This is a genomic window from Aeromonas lusitana, from assembly GCF_002812985.1.
GTDB classification, from domain to species: domain Bacteria; phylum Pseudomonadota; class Gammaproteobacteria; order Enterobacterales; family Aeromonadaceae; genus Aeromonas; species Aeromonas lusitana.
This window is the reverse complement of record NZ_PGCP01000008.1, coordinates 1-17,457: the sequence shown is the minus strand read 5'-3', so window position 1 is coordinate 17,457 and position 17,457 is coordinate 1. Positions and strand designations below refer to the sequence as shown.

Sequence of the window (17,457 nt, the reverse complement as noted above, 5' to 3'; positions counted from 1 at the left end):
ATGCCCTCTACACCCTGACCGACGAGTGGGTGATCAAGGGCGGCGCCGGCAAGGCGTTCAAGGCACCGACCCTGGCCCAGTCCAGCGAAGGCTTCTCCACCACCGCCTGCCGCGGCGCCTGTCAGGTCATCGGCAACCCGGATCTAAAACCGGAAACCGCGGTCAGCTATGAGCTGGGAACCGCTTACGAGAGCGATCGTTTCGGCGCCGGCGTGACTGGTTTCCACAACGACATCGAGGATCTGATCCAGAGCGATCAGTGGGGCCCTGGCTACCGTCCGACCGTCATGACCTACCTCAACGTCAAGAAGGCCCGCATCAAGGGTCTGGAGCTGACCGGCTGGGTTGACGTGCTGGACAACGTGCAGCTGACCGGTAACTGGACCCTGCTGGACTCCGAGGACAAGAGCACGGGTGAAGACCTGGCCAAGACCCCGGATCACACCGGCAACCTGGGCCTGGACTGGCAGGCAAGCGACGTGGTCAGCGCCAACCTGGCCTGGCAATATGTCGGCAGCCAGATCATCAAGGTACCGGCCCGCAACGCCCAGGCGTTCAAGTCCGAGCACTACCAGACCCTGGACGTCAACACCAACTGGAAGGTCACACCGGCCCTGGACTTCAAGCTCGGTATCACCAACCTGACCAACACCCAGCGTGATCAGGTCGCCACCGACGCCGACTTCATCCTGGAAGGTCGTACCGTCTACGCCGGGGTCGATTACAAGATGTAATTACCCCTTTGTTTCGGGAGCCCAATCGGGCTCCCTTTTTGCGTTTCTACTGCCCCGAATTGAAAGGAGTCCTTGCGTGCTCAGATTCCAAACCCAGCTGTTCTGGCTCACAGTGCTGCTCCTCTTCCTGCTGATTTCTCTGTCACTGGCCACTGGCGCCGGTGTCTATGGTGGCCGCGAGGTCGCCGGTTTCCTCTTGGGCGATCCCGCCTTCGTGGCCGATGAAAAACTCGCCATGATAGTCAATACCCTACGCCTGCCCCGCACCCTGGCCGCCCTGGTAGTCGGTGTCTGCCTCGCGCTTGCCGCCTCCATGCTGCAAAGCGCCACCCGCAACCCCCTGGCCGAGCCCGGCCTGCTTGGGGTCAATGCCGGCGCCGTGTTCGCCCTGGTCATAGGCCTCACCTATTTTGGCGTCGAATCTGCCTACGGCTACCTGCTCTGGTCCGGCATGGGGGCCCTGATGGGCAATATTATCGTGCTTGGCCTCGGCCTCATGGTGGGTCGCTCCAACCCCCTCAAACTCATTCTGGTCGGCGTCGCCCTCTCCGCCACCTTCGGCGGCCTCTCCAATTTCCTGCTGCTTTCGAACAAGGTGGTACTGGAGCAGTTTCGCTTCTGGAACTTGGGGTCGCTAGCCGCCTCCAGCCTCGATTCCGTGCTGACCGTGCTGCCCTTCGCCCTCGCCGCCCTGCTGCTGACCCTGGCCCTGTGCCGCCAGCTCACCTTGATGCAGATGGGGGACAACCAGGCCCAGGCCCTCGGCATCCGGCCGACCCGGGTGCGCATAGGGGTGCTCTTGGCCGCAACCCTGTTCACCGCCTGCGCCATCGCCATCGCCGGCCCCATCGGCTTCGTCGGCTTCCTGGCCGCCTATTGTGCCCGCTTGGTGGAGCCGGTGCGCCTGTCCATCCAGGTGCGCTTCTCCGCCCTGTTCGGCGTCCTGTTCCTGCTCGCCGCCGATGTGCTGGCCCGCTGGCTGCTGCAGCCGTTCGAGCTGCCCAACGGCGTCATTCTCGCGCTGATCGGTGCCCCCGTGCTGATCCTGGTGGTGCGCAGCGGCGGTTTCCGCTCCCTGCTGGCCGTGAAATAAGGAAGCCTCTTATGCATGATCCCGCAACCAAGACCGTACCCGCTACGGCCCTGCCCGCCGGCACCTTCTGCCTGCGCCTGGGCTCCCGTACCCTGCTGCTCGACCGCCGCGCCTGGCTCATCACCCTAGCCCTGGTGCTCGCCTTGGTGCTGTTATCCCTGCTGGCACTGACCCTGGGCTCCGGCAAGCTCACCATGCTGGGGGTGATCCAGACCCTGATGGGGGAAGGAAGTCGCCTCGGCGAAGTGACTGTCTTCAAGATCCGGTTGCCGCGCATCGTCGCCGTGCTGGTGGCGGGCGCCGCCATGGGCCTCTCCGGCTGCCTGGTGCAGACACTCATTCGCAACCGCCTCGCCACCCCGGACATGATAGGGGTCAACGAGGGGGCCTCCTTGGCCATCATCATCTTCTCCCTCTACCTGACCCTGGGCAGCTGGCCCTGGTGGGCGGCGCCCCTCGGTGCCCTGTTCGCCGCCGCCGTGCTCTACGCCCTGTGCAACAAACCGGGGGAACAGGGCTATCTGTTCGTGGTGATCGGCATCGGCGTCTCCGAGCTGATGAATGCCATCGGCCAGTTCGCCATGTCCACCCAGTCCCTGGTACACCTCACCAGCCTCTATCTGTGGAACATGGGCAACTTCGTCGGCCAGGGTTACAGTACAGTGCTGCCGGTGGGAGTGCTGATCCTGCTGATCTGCCCCTGGATTCTGTATCTCTCCCGCGCCCTCGGGGTGCTGCGCCTCGGCCCCACCACGGCCCAGACCCTGGGGGTGAACGTGAACCGGGTGCAGCTCGGGGTGCTGGCCCAGGCCATCGTAGTGGCGGCCCTTGGCACCGCCATCGGCGGCCCTGTGGTGTTCATCGCCATGGCCGCCCCCATCCTCGCCTCCAGGCTCTCCCGGGATCGGGTAGTGCCACTGTGGATAGCCGCGCTGTGCGGCGCCCTGCTGCTCTTGGCGAGCGATACCCTGGTGCGGGTGCTGGCCAGCCCCCACGAGGTCGCCACCGGCATCATGACCCGTATTCTTGGCGGCATGCTGCTGCTGTTCGTGCTCATCAAAGACCGGCAGAAGGCCGACTGATGACGCCATATATTCTGATTAATCAACGACAAGGGGCTCCTCGATGACGCTCACCGTAAACCGCCTTCGTTTCGGCTATCAGCAAAAGCCCGTGTTCGATGACGTCTCCTTCACCATCCCCAAGGGCAAGCTGGTAGGCATCGTCGGGCCGAACGGCGGCGGCAAGTCCACCCTGCTCAAGTTGCTGGCTGGGCAAGAGCAGCCCCAGAGCGGGGAGATCCTGCTCAAGGGCAAGCCGCTTGCCAGCTACGGCATGAAGGCCCTGGCCCGGGAGCTCGCCTACCTGCCCCAGCGCCCCCTGGTGCCCGCCGGCATCTTGGTAGAGCAGTTGGTGCAATATGGCCGTCATCCTCATCAGGGCTGGTTCAATCAGTGGAGCGAAGAGGATGCGCGCATGGTGCGCTGGGCCTGTGAGCGGATGCAGCTGGAGTCCATCTGGCATCAGAGCGCCAGTTCCCTGTCCGGTGGTCAGGCGCAGCGGGTCTGGCTCGCCATGGTGCTGGCCCAGGACGCGGACATCATCTTGCTGGACGAACCCACCAGCGCCCTCGACATAGGTCATCAGACCGAGGTGATGGAGGCCATCCACCAGATCACCGCAGCTGGCAAGACGGTACTCATCGTCATCCACGATCTCGCCACCGCCGCCCGCTACTGCGACGAGCTGATTGCGCTCGGCGACGGCGGCGTTCAGGCCATGGGCCCGGCCAGGGAGGTGGTGACCAAGCCCCTTATCGACCGCCTCTACCAGACCGACGTCGATATACTGCATGCCCCCGGCGATGGCGCCCCGGTGATAGTGCCCCGCAGGCGAACCGAGGCCACGGCGGACCAGCAGCGAGCCTGAACCCAGCAGTAAAAAACCGCCCATCGGCGGTTTTTTTTATCTCTCATTTCTGATGTTTCATCCCCATCAAAGTGCCAGCAGGGTGAGCAGGCCCCCCGGCAGACGCTGCCAATGCAGGGGGCAGTGCCAGCCGGCAGGCAAGTCCGGGGCAAGCGCCGTCTTCAGACTCAGGGTGAGGGTCTGGCCCCCCATGGCCGACCAGCTGGCGTCGAGAAAGTCAAAATAGCGCCCGACCCTGGGATAGAGTGCCTTGAACAGGCTCTCCTTGGCTGAAAACACCAGGGTCAGCCCCTCGGCCAGGCTCAGATCGGCGGCTGCGGCGCCCGCGATCAGCCGCCCCCACTCCTCCTTATCGACGATACCGGGCCAGAGTTGACTCGCTTGCTCTTCTGACAGCCAGGCCTCCAGATCCAGCCCAAGACCCGCTCGGCCAGGGCGCACCGTGCACAGGGCCATGCCCTGCCCCGCCAACTGGCTGTGGCTGATGCTGCCTTCCATGCCCACCGGCCAGCACGGCGCCCGATCTTCCCCTATGGCTACTTCCTGATCTGCCAAGCCAAAGGGGCGCAGGGCCTGGCGCGCCGCCAACCGGCCGGCGAGAAACTCCCCCTGACGCTTGGCCGCGGCTCGCCCCAGCGTATCGGGCAGAACTATCCCCTGCTCGGCAAAGCACGCAGGGGTAAAGGCGGCGGTGTCGAAGCGGATCCGCTGCACCGGCAGGGCAGCGAGCCCGGGCAGGCGCAGCGCATCGGCGTGCAGGACGAAACGGGCGTCGGTGGATAGGGAAGAAAGCGGCATGTAAGGCTCCTGGCATGGGAGCCTGATGGTAACAAAGCCAGCCCGTCCCATGCCACAAATACAAATGACAACGTTTCTCACTTAAAGCTGTGATAGCATGTCCCCGCCCATTTGGGGCCACATAACGTGCGCACGAACAGCCAGTCCCCCCTCCGGGCTGACAGGACTGTGCCCGCCGCATTCACCCATAAGGATGTAACCATGAAGATCTCCTCCCCCCTGGCCGCCGCCCTGATGCTGGCCAGCCTGGTCGGTTTCCAGGCCCAGGCCGGCACTCGCCAGGTTATCGATGCCAACGGCCAGTCCCAAACCGTCCCGGATGCCCCCAAGCGCGTCGTCGTGCTGGGCGAGCTCGACCTGGACACCGCCCTGACCCTGGGGGTGCAACCGGTCGGCACCGTCAACGGCCGCGGCCAGGCCACCCTGCCCCGCTACCTGCTGGACAAGGCGGACAAGGAGATCACCATAGTGGGGGATCTGGACAACCCGAACCTGGAGAAGCTCATCGATCTGGAGCCGGATCTCATCCTGACCGGCCAGACCAAGCCGGAATTGCTGACCCTGCTCAATGAAATCGCCCCGACCGTGGTCACCGGCAACTGGGGTGAGCCCTGGAAGGTCATCTTCCAGCGCAGCGCCCTGGTGATGAACAAGGAGGCCGAGGCCAAGGCCTTCCTCGCCCAATACGACGCCCGTCTGCAGGAAGCCCGCACCAAGCTTGCCAAGCATCAGGGTGAGCAGGTGAGCATAGTGCGCTGGAACCCCAAGGGACCTAGCTACATGCACGGCAGCACCTTCGCCAGCAGCGTGGTGCAGGAGATGGGACTGGCGCGCCCGCCCCACCAGATCGGTGACAAGAGCCCCCACTCTCCGGCATTGAGCCTCGAATCCCTCAACCTGCTGGACGGTGACTGGCTGGTGATCGGCACCCTGAGCGCCAGCGGCGATGCGGTGGATGCCATGAAGCAGGCCGAGCAGACCCCGGCCTTCCAGCAGCTCAGCGCCATCAAGGGCAAGCGCTTCGGCGCCGTGGACGGGTCCCTCTGGACCTCCACCGGCGGCCCCCAGGCGGCCCTGCGGGTGATAAGCGATGTGGAGCAGCTGATGAGCAAGCCGGATGCAGCCCCCATCACCCACTGAGTCACCTTGCTCACCCGAATAGAAAAAGCCCGCATGATGCGGGCTTTTGTTTGGCTGGCTGGTGTTGCCGACTGAGATAGGATCCTCTGGGAGATCCGGCCTGCCGCTCGTGAGACAGGCCAGAAAACGACAACTTACCAATGAATTTTAGTTTCGAAGCACATCTGCGCTATGAAACTCAATATTGGCAGTCTACTTATCCACCATGATTCACTCCGGCAGTGGCAACGCCTTTCTATCGAGTTTCCCGCTGCCTGTCTTGGGCAGGGCGTCCAGCAGCACGATGCGAGCCGGCACCATATAGTGGGGCAGGCTCGCCTGCAGGCCCTTGCGCAGGGCGAGCCGGTTGAGGGTTATCCCGCTTTTCGCCTCCACATAGCCCACCAGCATGGCGTCGTCCCCCTCGCCGATGAGCCGCACCGCCGCCTCCTGCACCCCGGCCTGGCGGCGAAGGCCCGCCTCCACCTCGCCGAGTTCGATGCGAAAACCGCGCAATTTTATCTGATCGTCGCGCCGCCCGAGATAGAGGAACTGATCGCAGCCAAGCTGGCGCACCCGATCGCCGGTGCGATAGAGGCGATGGGTATCCAGGCGCAGGAAGGCCGCCGCCGTCAGGGCAGGCTTGCGCCAGTACCCCTCGCACAGGGCCGGGCTCTCTATGCAAAGCTCCCCCTCCTCCCCTTCATTCACCGGTTGACCCGCGCCATCCAGTACCCAGTGCCGGTAGCCCGGCAGGCTGTGGCCTATGCGGATGCGCCCATCGGCCAGTGGCATGCGCACCTCGCTCACCAGGGACCAGACGGTGGCCTCGGTCGGGCCGTAGCAGTTCCAGAGCCGCTGGGTGCGGGCGCAGAGCTGCTCGGCAAGCCCGGGATCCAGCGCCTCGCCGCCACACAGGGCGGTGAGGCTGTCACTGCCCTGCCAGCCGGCTTTGAGCAACATGCGCCAGCAGGCGGGGGTAGCCTGCAGCCAGTTGATGGAGAAGTCCGCCGCCAGCAGGGCCATCATGCCTGAGGGATCCTTGTTGTGGCCGTTATCCGCCACCGTCAGCCGACCGCCGCCCCAGAGCGGCCCCAGCATCTCCAGCAAGGAGATGTCGAAGGCCGGGGTGGTGATAAAGAGCCAATGGCAGCTGGGTGAGAGGCCGAGCCGCTCGCGGATCCCGTCGAGGAAGCAGAGCAGGGCGCGACGGCTGATGACCACCCCCTTGGGCTCGCCGGTGGAGCCCGAGGTGAACATCATGTAGGCAGCCAGGTCGTCATCCACCTGGGGCCAGGTGCAGGCCTCCCCGCGCAGAACCGCCTCGCTCAGGGCCTCGCCACTCACATGACTCAGGGGGCGCAGAGGGCAGCCAAACTCGGGGCAGCCCTCGACGTCATCACAGAGCACAGCCGAGAGCAGCGCCTGACGGGCGATGCCTTGCAGCCGCTCCACCGGGAAATCCGGCTCGAGGGGCACGAAGGTAAGGCCGAGGCGCAGGCAGGCGAGCAGGCTGGCCACCAAGTCAGGGGAACGGGTCAGATAGAGGCCGACCCGTTCTCCTACCCCTAAGCCACGCAGGCTGGCGGCAATCTGGCCGACCCGAGCGTCCAGCTCCCCGTAGCTCTGCCAGTGGCCGTTCATACCGATGGCGGGGGCGAGCGGCGTTCCCCCCAACACGCGAGCCAGCCGAACACCGAGTCCCTGTTCGCCCTGCCGGGCACTATGGGGGGTATCCCCTTGCCGTGGATTAATGGTTATCGCCGTGGTCATATCACCTCCTCGGGCAGACGCACCAGCCAGTGGTTGAACAGCTGGCTCGGCGAGCCCTGCCCCTTGAGACGTGGCAGGCTCAGCGTCCCATGGCGGGCACAAAATGCCTCGTTGAGGGCCGCCAGCAGGGCGAGCTGCTGCACCGAATCGATGCCAAGCTCGCTCAGATTCTGCTGCCAGCTAGCGCTGTGGCCGCAGTGGCTCTGCCACAGGGCCAGCAGTCGGCGCGCCTCGATCTCAGTCGGCATGGCCTCGCCCACCACCGGCGCAGGCGTCGCCAGAGCGCCAGGCGCCTTGGCATCCGAGAGACGGGCGCTCTGGGCCAGGTTGACCTCTGCCAGCCACTCCAGCTCGGCGACCCAGAGGGCCAGCACGGCTTGTGCACCTCCCTGATCTATCTGCTCGCCGTCGAATTCGAGGCGCAGGTTGAGCTGACCGCCGCGGGCGTTGACCACCAGGGACAGAGGCAGCTCCACCTTCTCCACCACGGCGCCAAACTGCGGTACCAGCTGATGGGGCTCGAGCGTCGCCGGCGGCGATGGCATGGGGTAGTTCTCGAACACGAACAGGCTCTGGAACAGGCGCGGGCCACCCCGGGTCAGGGCCGCCAGGGACTGGGTACCGTGCTGATTCAGGGCAAGCAAGTCCCCCTGCAACTGAGCGATATGCTGCGCCAGGGTCAGGTCGGTGCGCCAATCCAGGGCCAGCGGCAGGCTGTTGATATAGAGCCCGACACTTTGGGTGATCCCCTCGATGGGGAAGTCACGGCCCGGGGTCACGTTGCCCACCAGGGTGACAGGGTCGCCGCAATGGCGGGCGAGCAGCCGATGCCAGGCGTACTGGGCCAAGAGGCCAACGGTGACTCCCAGCTCGCGGGCGCGACTCTCCAGGCGCCCGGAGATCTCGGGGGTCAGACCCTGGCCGCACACCTCGGGGCTCTGCTGGGTGAGGCGTCCGCTCAGGCCGGGTTCGAGTGCCACCCCGAACAGGGCCGACAGATCGTTGGCTCTCGCCAGCAGATCTTCGCGTTTCTGCCAGTAGGCGGCGCTGCTCGCCGACTCGCTTGCGATATGGCGGCCGAAGGCGAGCCAGGCAGTATCCAATGTCACCTCGGACGCGGTCCCTTGTGTCATTGATTGCTGCATCATTGACTGCTGATAGCAGCGATGCACAGATCCCAGTAGCACTGGACCGCTCCAACCATCGAGCACGGCGTGGTGAGCGCTCAGGATCACCTTGTGGTGATCGGGGGCCAGTTTGAAGCAGGCGATGCGCAGCAGGGGAGCCTGAACCAGCGGTATGGGTCTGGTCAGATCCTGCTGACGATAGGCCTGAACCCGTGCCTCGGCATCCCCAAGCCCGGACAAGTCCTCATAGTGGAAGGGAAGCTCGGCCCTCGCCATGATGCGCTGCAACGCAACCCCGTCCGCCAGGACGAGGGCGGCTCTGAGCACGGGCCAGCGGGCGAGCTGGGCCTGCCAGGCAGCGCGATACGTGGCCACATCCAGCACCTGACGATAGCTTATCTCGGTTTGCAGGTGGTAGGCGCTATCCGTGGGCACCAGTGCCCTGTGATGCAGCATGCTCTGCTGCAAGGAGGTCATGGGCAGCAGTGTCTCCACCTCGCCACCAGCCTCTGCCTCGTCCAGCACCCCATCCAGGGTGGATTGGGTCAGAGCCAGCCCCGGGAAGTCGCTCGGGGTGCGGCGCGGTTTGGCTTGCGCGCAGCAGGCGTTCACCAGGGCCTCGATATTGGCCGCAAGGGCAGCCATCAGGGCGTCGCTCGCTTCCTGGTTGAGGGCACCGACCTGGCGCAGGGTGAGGCAGCCGCCGTAGACGCCGCCGTGCAGGCTGATGAGCTCGCGCGGCAGGTTCTGTGGCGCCGAGGGTTGGCCCGGCGCCACCGGCAGGGGCTGCCAGGGGGCCGGGGTGCCTCTGTGGGAGACCCCCAGGTAGTTGAAGACGATGGCGGAGTGAGGCAGCTCCTGACCATGAGGGTGGTGCAGGCGCAGGGCGTTGAAGCCCACCCCCTTGTCCGGCACGGCCCGCAGCCGCTCCTTGGTGTCGCAGACAAGATCGCTCCAGGACGGGTGATCGGCCAGCGCCAGGGGATAGGTGCTGGTGAACCAGCCGAGGGTGCGGTTCACATCCAGCTGCGCATCGATGGCCTCACGGCCGTGCCCTTCCAGCATCACGCACTGTTTGGCGCCATAGCCCAGCTCGCTCAGGGTGCGGGTCAGGGCCGTCAGCAGCAGATCCGGCACCTGGGTCAGGTGGGCCTGGTTGGCCTCATCGATGAGGCGGGCCGTGATCTGCTCATCCAGGCGCAACAGGCTGGCGGCGGCGCGGCCATCGGGGGCGCGCTGAGCCTCCAGCAAGCCTTGCTCGCTGCCCTCCCCCTGCCCCAGCCAGAACGCCAGCTGGGCGGCCTCGCGGGTCGCGTAGGCGGCCAGCCCCTCTCCCCATTGGCGGTAGCTGCTGCCCTTGGCGGGCAAGGTACGGCCCTCGGCGAGACGCACCAGATCCTCGGCCAGGATGCGCCAGGAGACGGCGTCGATGACCAGATGGTGGAAGGCGATAAAGAGCCCCTCTACGGGCTCGGCGTCCACCTCGCTCGCGAGATTGCTGAGCCGTGCCCAGGCCAGGGTCTGGCCCTGCTCGGGGGCAAAGTCCCCCTGCCACTGGGTCAGGCGAGCCTGCAGCTCGGCCTCGTCCAGCTCGGCCGCATCCAGCCGATGCAGGGGCGGCAGCGCCAGCTCGGGCAGATAGCGCTGACCGGTCGGGGTGACCGCCAAACGCAGGGCATCGTGGTGGGCGAGCAGGGTGCTCATCCAGCCCATCAGGGCCTCGTCGTCGATACCGGCTGGCAGGCGCAGTATCACTCCCTGGTTCCAGTGACCGGACTTGGCGAAGCCCTGCTCGAAGAACCAGCGCTGGATCGGGTGCAGGGGGAATTCCCCTTCCAGGATCCCTTGCTCCGTCTGGTGACTGACCGCCTGCTGCTGACCGAGCTGACGGCACAGACGACGCACCGTCTTGGCCTCGAACACGTCCTTCACGCTGCAGTGCAGGCCTGCGTCTCGCAAGCGGGTGGTGAGCTGGATGCTGAGGATGGAATCCCCCCCTAGGCGAAAGAAGTCATCCTCCACGCCGAGAGGCTGCTTGAGCACCGCCTGCCAGATGGCGAGCACCGTCTGCTCCAGCTCGTTTTGCGGCTCGCCCTTGCTCTCCTGCCAGCTGATGGCGGGCAGGCGGCGCAGGTCCAGCTTGCCGTTGGGAGTGAGCGGCATCTCGGGCAACCAGCAGAGGCGCACCGGCACCATGTATTCGGGCAGGCACTCGCCGGTCCGTTGCAGCAGGGCCTCGGCGTCCGGCTCGGGCGCGCCGGCTTGCAGGCAGGCATACGCCAGCAAGCGACCCTCTTGCACCACCACCTTGATCTGGCGGATAGCCGGTTCAATTGCGGCAATCTGGGTCTCTATCTCGCCGGGCTCGATGCGATAACCCCGCAGCTTTATCTGCTCGTCGATGCGCCCCAGGTAGCTGAGGTTGCCATCACGGCGTCTGAGGGCCCTATCCCCGGTACGATAGAGACGATGAACACGGGTGCCAGCGCCACTGACCAGGGTGCGCTCGATAAAGGCTTCTTTGGTGCGATCCGGCAGGTTGAGGTAACCACGGGCGAGGCCGAGGCCGGTCAGGCAGAGCTCGCCGGGTACCCCCACAGGGCAGGGGTTGCCCGCCTCGTCCAGGATCACCGCCTTCAGGTTGTCGATGGGCTGGCCTATGGTGATGGGCTCACCCGGACGCAGGCGCGCGCAGAGCGCGGTCACTGTGCACTCGGTCGGGCCATACATGTTGTAGAGCGCGACCCGGTTGCCCCAGCGCTCCACCAGGGAGCTGGGGCAGGCCTCGCCGCCAAAACCGATGGCCTTGAGGGAACCGAGATCCGCCGCTGGCAGCAGGTTCGCCAGCAGGGCCGTCGGCAAAATCATATGGCTGGCGCCCTTGGCCATGGCGGCGGCGATCACCCCCTCCCCCGGCTCGCCGAAGTGCAGGGCGGCGCCGCAGTAAAGGGGCAGCAAGGTGGTCATGTTGCCCGCATCGAACGAGAGGGACATGCAGTTGAACATGGCGCCACTGGAATCGAGCGCGATGCGCGCCCCGTGATCCGCCATCAGGTTGACCAGGCTGCCCTGCTCCACCATGACGCCCTTGGGCAGACCGGTAGAACCCGAGGTGTAGATGATCTGGGCCAGCATGGCGGCATCGCGGGGAACGGCGGGGACGCTGGTCGGCATCTCATCCAGCGCCAGCTGGTGCAGGTTGTGGTACTGGGCACCCGTGCCCGCCAGCGCCTCGCCAAGGCGCGCGTCCGGCTCGCCCCCCAGTACCAGGCTGATGGCCGCATCGCTTAGGATGTGGGCCAACCGCTCGGCGGGATAGGCGGGGTCGAGCGGCACATAGGCCGCCCCCACCTTCCAGCAGGCCAGCAGGCCAATGACGAAGGCCGACTCCCGCTTGGCCTGCAGGCCGATGGCGGCGCCCGGGGTCACCCCCTGGGACAGCAGCCAGTGGGCGAGCCGGTTGGCCTCGGCCTCCAGCTCGCCATAGCTCAGGCTGCGTGCATCATCGCTCACCGCGAGGGCCGAGGGCTTAGCCGCCACCTGACGCTCGATATGGCAGAGCAGGGTGTCGCGGCTCGGGTAGTCGACGGGCAGGCTCGCGAGCTCCAACCCCAGGGCCCCATCGTCCATGCCCGCTTCCAGGGGCAATTGCCAGATGTCGGTCTCGGGGGCCGCCACCACGGCGCGCATCAGGTGCAGCAGGCGATCGGCATAGGCCTCCAGGGTAGCGCGCTCGAACAGGGCGGTGGCGAACAGCCAGTCCACCCGCACCGAGTCCATCAGCTCGGTCACCTTGACCGAGATGTCGGTCTTGGCGGGCAGCACGGGGGAGGTCTCCTCCACCAGCTCGCAGCCGGGGATGAGATCGTTGAAATCCACCTTGGCCTGATAGACCAGCATGATCTGGAAGATGGGGTTGATGGCGGTAGTGCGATCCGCGCCTATGGCCTCGGCCAGCGCCTCAAACCGATAGATCTGATGGTCAAAGGCAGCGAGATCTTCCTCCCGGCACTGTTGCAGATAGTCGACGAAGCTCGGTCGCCCCTCCAGCCGGGTTCTCAGCACCAGGGTATTGACGAAGAAGCCCACCAGGGACTCAATCTCGTGGCGTTCGCGGTAGGCGAGCGGGGTGCCGATGACCACCTCCTTCTCTCCACTCTGGCGCACCATCAGCAGGGCGAACAGGGCGTGCAGGCCGATGAAGTTCGAGGTGCTGTGACGCTGGCACAGGCGCTTGAAGCTGTCCCACAGCTCGTTGTCTATGGTGGAGAAGACCAGCTCACCGCCGCTGCCCTGATGGGCGGGACGGGGCTTGTCGAGCGGCAAGCCGTGCACCTCAGGGCTGCCCCCCAGGCGGTCCACCCAGAACGGCTTGAACTCGGCGTGATAGTCGAGAAAACGCGGGGAGTTGAACCAGTGGGCGTAGTCCAGGTAGTTGAGCGGCAACTCGGCCACCTGCAGAGGTTCCCGGTTCTGGTGGGCAAGGAAGGCGCGCTTCAAGTCCGCGAACATGTTCTTGACCGACCAGCCGTCGGAGATGATGTGGTGCTGGGTGATCAGCAGCACATGTTCATGAGTCCCCAACCGGATAAGGTTGACCCGGCTGAGATCCCCTTTCGTCAGAGAGAAGGGGCGCCCTATCTCTTCGCGCACCCGGCGCGCCACATAGGCCTCGCGCTCGGCCCGGGGGGCCGAGCTCATATCCTCTATCTGCAGCTTGAACGGGGCATGGGGCAGGATCTCCTGGGCCCCCCTGCCCGCCTCGTCCTTGACGAAGCGGGTGCGCATGCTGGGATGGCGCGCAAACAGGTGATCGAAGGCAAACTCCAGGGCGGCCGTATCCAGCTCGCCGCGCACTCGGAAGTAGACCGGCATGTTGTAGAGGTGGGAGGCCTCTTCGTATTGCTCGATAAACCAGAGCCCGCTCTGGGAGGAGGAGAGCGGCCCCTGCAGGGTGCGCTTGGCCTCCTCACAGACGGTGATGGGGGCCTCGAAAGCAGCGCGGGCGGCCAGGCAGCGCACCAGCTCATCCTTGTGGGCCTTGATTTGGGCGCCGATGGCGGGGGTCACCGCCTCCTTGCTCGACTGGGAGATGAGCTGCCCCTTGTCATTCAGGGCGAGCTTGACCCCCTGACGTTCCAACTGCTTGAGCAGCGTGATCATATTGTTCATCTGTCTTTGAGCCCTCAGGCGCTCAGGGTGGCGCCGCCGTCGACGACCAGATCCTGCAGTGTGATATGGCTGGCCAGATCCGAGGCCAGGAAGAGGACCGTGTGGGCTATCTCTTGCGCCGTCGCAATCTTGTTAAGCGGAATGCCGAGCTTGAACTGATCCGGCAGCCCCTGGATGGTGCGGGCCATGGCCCCTTCATCGGGCAGCATGCCGCGCAGCATCTCGGTATCCGTCGAACCCGGCGACACCAGGTTCACCCGCACCCCGAAGGGGGCCAGCTCCAGCCCCACCGTCTGGGTCAGGCTGGTGACCGCCGCCTTGGAGGCGCAGTAGGCCGCCATCTGCATACGCGGCACATGGGCGGCGTTGGAGCCTATGGTGACGATAGCGCCGCGGCGCTGCCCCTTGAAATGGGGCACCAGGGCCCGCAGCAGGTAGAAGACGCCGCTGGCGTTGACCGCTAGGCAGTCGTCCCAATCGGCATCACTCAGGGCTTCGGTGGGGCCGAGGCGCAACACCCCGGCCCCGTTCACCAGCACATCCAGCCCGCCATCTGCCAGCAGTTGATCGCAGCAGGCATTGACCGCCCCCGAGTCACGAATGTCGAGCACCCGGGTGGCGAAGGGGTAATCGGCATAAGGGAAGGCCAGATCCAGTCCCACCACGCTGGCGCCGGCGGCCACGAACTGCTCGGCCACCTCGCGCCCTATGCCACGGCCGGCACCGGTCACCCAGACCCGCTTGCCACTGAAATTGATGTTCATTGTCTGTTTGTCCTTCATCACCAGACCATCTCCACACTCTCTTCATCCTCGGTCAGCTTGCCGTCGAGGAAGCGGCAGAAGTCGTCGAGGCGCGGGTGATCGAACACGTCGGAGACCTTGACCTGCACCCCGAACTCGGCGCCGAGCCGGTTCACTATCTGTATGGTCTGCAGGGACTGGCCCCCCAGCTCGAAGAAGTTGTCCGCCGGCCCCATGGTGGCCAGCCCCAGGATCTGCTGCCAGATGGCACCGACCCGGTTCTCTGTCTCGCTGCCGAGCGTCAGGGCTTCACCGCCCGCCTGGTACTGGGCCAGCAGGCCCTTGCGATCCAGCTTGTTGGAGCCGGTACGGGGCAGCTGATCGTAGTGGCGATAGTCGGTGGGGATCATGGCGGCAGGCAGCACCTTGGCGAGCTGCGCCTTGATGACCCGGCTGTCGCGCTCGGGGCCGGCCACGAAGGCCACCAGCCGGCGCACGCTGCCCTGGCTGATCCCCTGCACGCAGACCTCATCCACCCCGGGCAGGGCCAGCAACTGGGCCTCCACCTCGCCGGGCTGGATGCGATAGCCGCTGATCTTGAACTCGTTGTCGCGTCGGCCCAGATAGACCAGTCGACCGGCAACCCAGCGCACCCGATCGCCGGTGCGATAGACGGGCAGGAGCTCGGCACCGACACGCAGGGTGCCGAAGGTACCCTGCACGCCACCGACGTAACCGTTGGCGAGTTGCGGGCCGAGCAGCACCAGCTCCCCTTCCTCGGCGGGTTGCTCCCCCGCCCCCAGGATCAGCGCCTGCATGCCGGGCAGCGGCAAGCCGATGGGCAGCTGGGCCTGGGCGGGATCCTCGCCCTGCAGCTCCTGAGTGGTGACCACGACAGTCGTCTCGGTGGGGCCATAGGTGTTGAACAGGCGCACATCGGCGCGTCCCTGACGCTGCCACTGGGCGAGCTGCTCAGGGTAAACCGCCTCGCCACCTATGATGACGGTGGCAAGGTTGGCCGGGATGTGGGCCTGACCTGCGCCCAGCGACACCACCCACTCGTTCCAGAAGGCGGTAGGCAAGTCCAGGTGGGTGATCCCCATCTCTTCCACCCCGGCCGCGAAGGTCGGCATGGATTCGAGCAGGGCGTCGGTGCGCAGCACCAGGGTCGCGCCGGCACTCAGGGTGGCGAACACCTCCTCTATGCTGGCGTCGAAGTTGAAGGGGGCGAATTGCAGCATGCGCGCCCCCTCCCCCAGGTGATAACGGCAGCGGGCGGCGGCGGCGAAGTGATCCAGGGCGTAGTGGCTGACCGCGACCCCCTTGGGCAGGCCGGTCGAGCCCGAGGTGAACATCAGGTAGGCGACCGAGTAGCCATTGGCCGGCTGACAGAGGCGATCCCCGCTCACCAGATCCCCGGCCAGCAGGGTGCGGCCCTCGAACAGGCTGGCCAGCTTGTGGCGATACTCCGCCTGGGTGATGAGGGTCTTGACCTCACCGATGCGCAGGATATGGCCCTGACGCTCCAGGGGCTGCTCGGGATCGAGCGGCACATAGACGGCGCCCGCCAAGAGCACTGCCAGCTGGGCAAAGATGGCCTGAGGAGAGCGAGAGAGCATGACCCCGACCCGCTCACCGGGTTGCACCCCAGCGTTTTGCAGGGCCGCGGCCATCTGCTCGGCGCGGGTCAAGAGCGCTTCGTAGCTAAAGCGGGCCTCCCCCTGCTCCAGCGCTATCTTGTCCGGGGTCTGGGCCGCGAAGTGGCAGAGGGCATCCAGCACGGGGCGCACATGGATCACTTCATGGGCTGGCCCGGTGATTAGGGCCTTGGCCCGCTGCTCTGCGAGCCAGTCGGCCTTGAGGGTACCCAGGGTCAGGGTCGGCTCGGCGAGCCAGCGTCCCAGCAGGGTGAACAGGGTATCGGCGATGCGCGCCAGATCCGCGGTCTGATAGCAGCCAGGGTTGGCATCCAGATCCAGCCTCGGCTGGCCATCGGCCCCTACCTGCACCTCGATGGTGAGATCTTCCACCGGGCCGGCGCTGATGTTGAGGATATGGGCTTCGATCGGCCCGAAGCGACGGGCATGGTCGAACGGCATTATGTTGACCAGGGGGCCAAACAGGCGCTTGTCCCCCCCCACCAGCCCGAGGTCGCGGCGCAGCAGCTCGTAGCGGTAGTGCTGATGCTTGCGCACCCCGCGCTTGGCCTTGGCCACGGCGCCGGCGGCGACCACCAGGCTCATCTCCTCACCGAGCTCGAAAGCCAGCGGGGTGATGTTCATCTGCATGCAGGGCACGGTCAGGGAGGCAGAGCCGATGCGGTTCATCATCATGAGACCAAGCAGGGTCTTCTCCTGACCGCTCGCCAGCGCCAGCTGGGCCGAGAGACCGGCCAGCAGCAGATCCGGCCAGCTCAGCTTGTTGTCATCGACAAAGCCCACCAGGGATTGCCAGAGCGCCGCCGGCAGCGGGCGACTCTCACGGATAAATTCGGCGGCGATGGGAGCGCGGGACTCGCTGAAGGATTTCACCTCGGGCCACTCTTGCAGTTGCTCCTGCCAGAAGGCACGGGCGGTGGCGTTCTTGCCGCTCGAATCCCGGGCCAGCTCCTCGGCCAGCACCTCGTCCAGCAGGCCGAACGGGGATGGCGACGTCATGGCCCCCTCCAGCCCTTCCCCATAGAGCTCGGCGATGCGCTGGAACAGGAGGGTGGTGCCGAAGCCGTCGAGGGCTATGTGGTGCACGCAGCTGTAGAGATAATCTCGCTCGAGCCCACGCAACAGGGCGAAGCGGCAGGGGGATTCCGTGGTCAGCTCGAACGGGCGGCGCAGATCCGCCCAGGCCCAGGCGCGAGCCTCCGCCTCATCACCGCGCGCCAGGTTTATCTCGCAATAGACAGGAGCCAGGGCGTGGCTGACGAAGCAGACCTCATCGCCATTGTCCTCGAAATGGCCCTGCAGGGCCTCGCA

10 protein-coding genes are annotated in these 17,457 nt (G+C 65.8%); 5 read left to right on the top strand and 5 right to left on the bottom strand.

Going from position 1 to position 17,457, the window contains the following annotated elements:
- The 4 genes from CUC44_RS21245 to CUC44_RS06610 form a co-directional block, all read left to right on the top strand.
- On the top strand, positions 1 to 734 hold a 734-nt coding region (locus tag CUC44_RS21245), incomplete at its 5' end, for a TonB-dependent receptor domain-containing protein (RefSeq protein WP_244166726.1).
- A gap of 76 nt (positions 735 to 810) precedes the next feature.
- A complete protein-coding gene (locus CUC44_RS06620) occupies positions 811 to 1,827 on the top strand; it encodes an amonabactin ABC transporter permease subunit 2 (RefSeq protein WP_100859191.1) in 1,017 nt (338 codons plus the stop codon).
- An 11-nt stretch (positions 1,828 to 1,838) separates the two neighbouring features.
- Positions 1,839 to 2,909 carry an amonabactin ABC transporter permease subunit 1 gene (locus CUC44_RS06615; RefSeq protein WP_100859190.1) on the top strand — a complete coding sequence of 357 codons (1,071 nt, stop codon included), beginning with the start codon at positions 1,839 to 1,841 and terminating at the stop codon, positions 2,907 to 2,909.
- A 43-nt stretch (positions 2,910 to 2,952) separates the two neighbouring features.
- A complete protein-coding gene (locus CUC44_RS06610; protein ID WP_100859189.1) occupies positions 2,953 to 3,756 on the top strand; it encodes an amonabactin ABC transporter ATP-binding protein in 804 nt (267 codons plus the stop codon).
- Between the two features lie 66 nt (positions 3,757 to 3,822).
- Here the strand turns inward: CUC44_RS06610 and CUC44_RS06605 are convergent, their stop codons facing one another.
- Positions 3,823 to 4,554: a 4'-phosphopantetheinyl transferase family protein gene (locus CUC44_RS06605; protein WP_100859188.1), complete on the bottom strand. Its 732-nt coding sequence runs from the start codon at positions 4,552 to 4,554 to the stop codon at positions 3,823 to 3,825.
- Between the two features lie 201 nt (positions 4,555 to 4,755).
- Between CUC44_RS06605 and CUC44_RS06600 the strand changes: the two genes are divergently transcribed.
- Positions 4,756 to 5,694 (top strand): ABC transporter substrate-binding protein, encoded by a 939-nt coding sequence (locus CUC44_RS06600; RefSeq protein ID WP_100859187.1) that lies wholly within the window; start codon positions 4,756 to 4,758, stop codon positions 5,692 to 5,694.
- Positions 5,695 to 5,904: 210 nt separating this feature from the next.
- Here the strand turns inward: CUC44_RS06600 and CUC44_RS06595 are convergent, their stop codons facing one another.
- The 4 genes from CUC44_RS06595 to CUC44_RS06580 all read right to left on the bottom strand — a co-directional run.
- On the bottom strand, positions 5,905 to 7,446 hold the full coding sequence (locus CUC44_RS06595; protein WP_100859186.1) for an amino acid adenylation domain-containing protein: 1,542 nt from the start codon (positions 7,444 to 7,446) through the stop codon (positions 5,905 to 5,907).
- Positions 7,443 to 13,745: a non-ribosomal peptide synthetase gene (locus CUC44_RS06590; RefSeq protein WP_157812754.1), complete on the bottom strand. Its 6,303-nt coding sequence runs from the start codon at positions 13,743 to 13,745 to the stop codon at positions 7,443 to 7,445. Before CUC44_RS06590 ends, CUC44_RS06595 begins: the two co-directional genes overlap by 4 nt.
- A gap of 14 nt (positions 13,746 to 13,759) precedes the next feature.
- Positions 13,760 to 14,509 (bottom strand): 2,3-dihydro-2,3-dihydroxybenzoate dehydrogenase, encoded by a 750-nt coding sequence (dhbA, locus tag CUC44_RS06585; RefSeq protein ID WP_100859231.1) that lies wholly within the window; start codon positions 14,507 to 14,509, stop codon positions 13,760 to 13,762.
- Between the two features lie 17 nt (positions 14,510 to 14,526).
- A partial coding sequence (locus tag CUC44_RS06580; protein WP_100859185.1) for a non-ribosomal peptide synthetase occupies positions 14,527 to 17,457 on the bottom strand: 2,931 nt, incomplete at its 5' end.